The 5,591-nt window shown below is 65.2% G+C and carries 3 protein-coding genes; 1 reads left to right on the top strand and 2 read right to left on the bottom strand.

Annotation, left to right across the window (positions count from 1 at the left end; genetic code table 11):
* Positions 1-326: 326 nt before the first annotated feature.
* Complete coding sequence (locus tag VFW45_10560) at positions 327-2,447, bottom strand: C45 family autoproteolytic acyltransferase/hydrolase (protein ID HEU5181227.1); 2,121 nt, start codon at positions 2,445-2,447, stop codon at positions 327-329.
* A gap of 58 nt (positions 2,448-2,505) precedes the next feature.
* Here VFW45_10560 and VFW45_10555 point away from each other — a divergent pair, with 58 nt between their 5' ends.
* Positions 2,506-3,108 carry a TetR/AcrR family transcriptional regulator gene (locus tag VFW45_10555; GenBank protein ID HEU5181226.1) on the top strand — a complete coding sequence of 201 codons (603 nt, stop codon included), beginning with the start codon at positions 2,506-2,508 and terminating at the stop codon, positions 3,106-3,108.
* 123 nt (positions 3,109-3,231) lie between these two features.
* Here the strand turns inward: VFW45_10555 and VFW45_10550 are convergent.
* Positions 3,232-5,591 (bottom strand): sialidase family protein (locus VFW45_10550; GenBank protein HEU5181225.1); only part of this gene is annotated, 2,360 nt, incomplete at its 5' end.

Here is a 5,591-nt window from a genome sequence, read left to right as displayed (position 1 = left end):
ATTCCGCTCCTCGCGCGCGGCCGAGGCCGCACGAGAGTGGCTTCCCCCAAGCAGGCTTAAACGGACAGATTCTTCGAGAGAGTCGTTGCGGGCGAGACTATATTTCAAACTCCGCGCGGAAGTCCAACAGAAACCGCTTCTTCATTATGATGACCATCTCGCCGCGGCGGCCGCGGCACGGCTCATCGGGGGCGGTTCCTGACCTTCAATCCCGGACAGACTCTTTCGCAAGGGAAATGCGGTTTATCGATTATCTGGCCAAAGACTCGGTCGGGGCACCTAAGAAAAAGCAACTCATCCCCTCGAAGTGAAGGCGGGGCGATCCGCTATCTCGTCACCGTGGCCCAGAAGGGCAGGAACTTCTTCGCGTCCTTCACCCCTTGTTCCGTCACCGCCGTTCCCGTCACGTTCAGCTTGGTCAGCTTCGGCAGCGTCTTGAGGTGGACGAGGCCGGCATCCGTGACCTTCGTCCCGGTGGCGTTGATGCCGGCAAGGGCTGGCATGCGCGCCAGAGTTGCGAGACCTGCATCCGAAACGTTGTCGTTGGACAGGTTCACGGACTCGAGACGAGCCAGACCGGTCAGGCTCACGAGGCCGGCGTCGCTCACCCGGGTATCCGCGAGGTTGAGGCTGGTCAGGCCGGTGAGACCCTTGAGGTGGACGAGGCCGGCGTCGGTAATGATGGTGCCCTTGAGACCGAGGTACTCGAGCTTTACGAGATCGCGCAGAGAAGCCAGTCCGGCATCCGTCACCTTGGTACCGGAAATGTTCAGCTCTCTCAGCGCGGGGAGCGTCTTCATGACCGCGAGGGACGTGTCCCCGACCGGCGCTCCCATGAGGCCAAGGCTGCGGAGCTTCGGCAATCCCTCGAGAGCGCGAAGGTCGGCTTCCGTCAAGGCCGGGTTTCCGAGGCTCAGTGTTTCCAGGTCAGGAATCCGGGCGAGAAGCGGGAGGATTGTCGCAAGTCCGGTCGCCTTGCCGAGACTCGCGGCGACCAGCCGCGACCCTTTGCGCTCGATGGTGCCACCCGCGGCCTCGAGGGCTGCGCCGATGTCCGCGGGCGCCGTGCCGGTCGAGGGTGCGGAAGCCTCCGGCGGTGTGGTCACAGCCTGCCCTGCGCCGGCGGCTGGCGATGTAGATGCCGCCGGCATCTGCGCCATTCCCGGCTTGCTCCCCGACGGCTTCAGCCGGAACTCCAGGTAATCGGTCCTGACGGGACGCACGAGGCGCTCATTTCCCGGGTAGGGCTCGTCCCTGAGGTAGTAGCTCAAGCGCACGCGGCGATCTTCCGGATAGTAGAAGGCGTGCCAGAAGGTACGCTCGGGAGGATGCGACGGGTCCGCGGCCTGCGACATCTGCGCGTCCACGTTCTGATGAAAGCCGCGGAGGGCCTTGTCGTCGAATTTCCCGGTGGCGAGCTTCTCGCGGAGATAGGCGTAGCGCTTGCAGGTCGGTCTCGCCTTTTCCGGCGAAGGCGGCTTGCCATCCTCCAGGCGCGTGTGGAGGGTGAAGTTCGTCATGATGAGAGGCTGGCCCGGACTCTCGACAATGTATTCCTTGTTGTGCTGCTGAGAATACTCCCAGACGAAGGCGTTGCCGAAACGGTCGGCAATCAGGTAGTGGATGGGAACGTACTGATAGTACTGCTTGGTCGCCATCAACGTCTGCTTCGCTTCCTCGACCGTGGCGCAGGTGTCGAGGAGCAGGCGGAGCGTCTGCAGCTCCCCCAATCCCACCGCCGGCTCCCGCGTCGGCTCCGGAGTCCCGCCGCTGAAGATCTCGTCGTCCATGGCCAGCGTGACGGTGAGACCTTCGGAGTTGATGCCGTCGAGCACGCCGCTGAGGAGGTCGTAGGCGACCATCGCAATCGAGGCGTAGCCCTTGTCGGGATACAGCTCGACGAGGTACGGCCGCGCGGTCGGATGCAGCATTCCCGGCGGCAGGAAGCCGAAGCTCAAGGCACCGGTCGTGAAGTCGTAATCGCGGCTCACGACACTCTTGCCGTCCACGGTCGAGGATGGAGGCAGGTGCACGATGGAACAGCCGGCGCGCAGGTCGGTGAACCCCAGCCCTCCGAAATCCCAGCCGTCCTCATCGAACGATTTCCCGAACGCTGCCGCAACCCCGCGCATGCGGTCGACGAGGATGGGGTAGTTCCGCTCCAGGAACGTGCGCTGGGCCCGCGCCTGCACCAGGTCCCTGACCCGGTCGAGGCGGACTCCATAACGCTCCTTGGCGATCTCGGCCAGTGCCTGGCCGATCTGCTCGTTGGTTCCACGCAGGACGAGGTGGCGGACTTCCAGGGAGTCGCCGGGTCCGCCTGCGATGACACGGTCTTCCTGGACGACGTTGCTCGACGGTGCAGCAGCAAGGCAGCCGGCGCCGGAGAGGATGAGAATGATGAGGAGAACGCAAGGCGGGACGGCTCGAGGAAGACGGTGCAGCATGAAACACCCCCTTTGGACTTGCTTTTCTGACCAGTGGTCAGTATTATGACCATCGGTCATGACAAGTCAAGCCCAACTTCGCACCCATCGTGATCGATACCGCGACTCTCTGCGGCGGGAGATCCTCGACGCCGCCCGGGAAGCCTTCGTCCGGGACGGCTACGGCGGCGTATCGATGCGCTATCTCGCCGAGAAAGTCGGCTGCTCCCACGGCAACCTTTACCTGCACTTCAAGGACAAGGAAACGCTCTTCGACTGCCTGGTCGAGGAGAGCTTCCAGCAGTTCGCCGACGGACTGCGAGCTGTTCCCGAATCGACGCGGCGCGGGGACCCCGTCGAGTTCCTGCGGAAAGCAGGGCGCGCCTATGTCGCGTTCGGCATCGCCAACGCCAGCGCTTATGAGTTTGCCTTCATTCTGCGTCGCCCGGGGCGGGAGCACAGACCCGGCATCACCTACGAGCGTATGCGTTCTGCTGTCCAGCGATGCATCGACGAGAAGCGGTTTCGCCGCATCGACGTCGACACCGCGAGCCAGGCGCTGTGGGCGGCTGCCCATGGCATCACGGCACTCCTCATCTCTCGTCCGACGTTTCCCTGGGCCGACCGCGAAAAGCTGATCGGCCGGGTCATCGACGCGGCGGTGGATGGACTGCTGGCCTGACTCGTCGGCCGGACCAGTGTCCGATCCTCCTCCGGCCGGTGGTCTTCCCCAACGTGCAGATAAACGAAGAGGCAGCGGACCGACATGAGCTCCGCTGCCTCTCGTCCTGCTTCTGCGGCTTTGCTACCTCATGACGGTCGGAGTCACTGCCGTCCAGACTTTCGCCTTGGTCAGGCTCAGATTGATCACCTTCACCGTATAGAGGCCCGAGCTCGACACCGGCGTCGTGAGCGACGCGATGCCGCCGGCGCTGTCCACCGTCGCCAGGATCGTTCCCGACGGCCGCAGCACCACCAGCCGGAACGGCAGGTTGCTCGTCTCCTCGGCGAACACGGAAAGGACCGGCATGTCATCGTCCACCGGCACGAGGCTGCTGTTGAACTCTCCGGGCGCCAGAGCGATGAGCTGCGTGCTCGTCGTCCCCGGGAAAGTGTCGGGCTCGCCCTGCGGGCTCGACGCCTTGGTACAGAAGCCGTCCAGGTAGACGGTCCCCTGCAGGTTCTTGATCTCCAGGGTGTGCGTGCCCGGCGCCAGGTTGGAGAACTTCTTCGACGCGCCCATGACCGGGTCCTTCGCCGCCCCGCTCGTCCCGACATAGCTCACCACGCTCGGCTGGCCATCGAGGAAGACGCTGGCATTGCCGCCCTTGGTGCTCGTCCCGTAAGCGTAGGTAATCTCGCCCACGCGTCCGTCGGGCACGTCGAAGGAGAGGCTCGCCGAGTGAGCGGCGGAGCCGCCGTTGTGGAAGTGGAAATGCCCGCCCGAGGCGGTCGAGGAGGTGCCCGTGTGCCAGCCGTCGGAGTAGGCGATGCGGCTGTCGTTGTCGTCCACGCACTCGGTCACAGCAGGCAGGCAGACCGCCCAGTTGGATCCCGCGAAGCCGTAATCGGGCGCCCGGTCCACCGGCGTCGTCCAGTAGAGCGCTTCCTCGTGCGTGAAGACCAGCGCGTAAGGCTCGATGACCGCCGGCAAAGCCGTCGACGTGGTGACGGGGATCGTGGGGTTTCCCAGGTAGCTCCGCGGCACGGAGACATTGAGCGTGCCGCCGGCACCGGTGGTGAACGAGCCCGAGGCCGTGACGTTGGTCAGGAAGCTGTTTCCGGCGGCATCGTAGGTGCCGTACTGGTAGGTCACGGAGCCGGTGGGATCGGTCGCCGCTTCCGTCGCGTAGCTCTTGAGCGATCCATCCGGACTGTGGCTTCCGTCGGTCCACACGACCCGGTAGTAGGCGCCGAGGGTTCCCGGCACCGGCGTGGTCGAGAAGTTCTTCAACGTAATGGTCGTGACAATCGACTGGCCGTCCGGGCTCAGCTTGAACGACACTTGCGTGACGTCGATCGGATCGGCCCCACCGGCCGGGGCCACCACGTTATTGTGGGCGTCGCCCACGGTGTCGTTGGCGACCACCGAGCCGCAGGTCGAAGTGGCCGGCGGCGGCAGCATCGGGCTGGCGGGCGGCTGAGGAACGGGACCGGCGGGCGGATCGAAGGCCGCGAACATCGTCTTGCCCGAGGCCTGGCGCGCGATGACCGCCTTCGCGATGAAATCGTTGCCGCCGGGAAGCCCGAAGGAGCGCTGCCCCGTCCGGCAGGCGTTGCTGACGCAGCCATCTTCGTAGCCGACCAGGATCCGTCCCTGATTGTCGATTTCCGAGCCGAAAAAGTCGAGCAGATTGCGGCAGGCGCCTTCCTCGCAGATGCCGCCGCGCTGGATCGGATCTCCCGGCGTGACGTTCTGCGTCCACCAGTGCTGGCCGCGATCGTAGGTGGTGGCGACGAACAGGTACCAATCGCCCGCGAAGCCCGGCGTGTTGTAGTCGTTCCCGGCGGTCGTGGTGCCGAACCAGGCCACGGCCGCCCGGTCGCCATCGCCCGCCACGGCCGTGTGGAAGAGGTTGTTGTTCAAGCCGAGCTGCGCGCCGATGTCGTGGTCGCTCTCCCAGCTCAGACCGTTGTCGCGCGATACGGCGACGTGCGAGGTGCGATCGCCGTTCTGGTAGGCGAAGTAGAGGGTGCCGTCCGAGCCGATCGCCACGGCCGGGTCGCGATCGCCGCCGGTGGATTGCGGCAGCTTGCGGATGTTCCAGGTCAGGCCGTTGTCCTCGGAGACGATGACGGCCTGGTTCCCGTTGCAGTTGCGGTTGGGCACGAAAGCCGTCCCGTCGGGGCCGATCTTGATGTGGCCGTGGATGCCGTCGCAATCATTGAGCGTGTACATCGGCACCGCGGGGCCGAAGGTGATGCCGCCGTCGAAGCTGATAGAGCAGACGGCGTCGGCGATCGCCTGCGAGCAGTACCAGACGCCGCGCGGATAGATTGGATTGACGCCGGTCGGCAGGGGCAGATGGTACGGGCCGCCGCCCACGGTTTCGTGATCGATGCCGGAGGGAGCTCCCGATCCTTCACTGGGCGTGAAGGAGCGCCCGTCATTGTCGGTCCACTCGGTGGTCGATCCGGCGGGCGTGAGACCAATCTCCTGCGTGA

It is taken from the genome of Candidatus Polarisedimenticolia bacterium (genome assembly GCA_035764505.1).
Lineage (GTDB): Bacteria > Acidobacteriota > Polarisedimenticolia > Gp22-AA2 > AA152 > AA152.
Note: the sequence above shows the minus strand (reverse complement) of the source record. Positions and strands in the feature narration are given on the sequence as shown.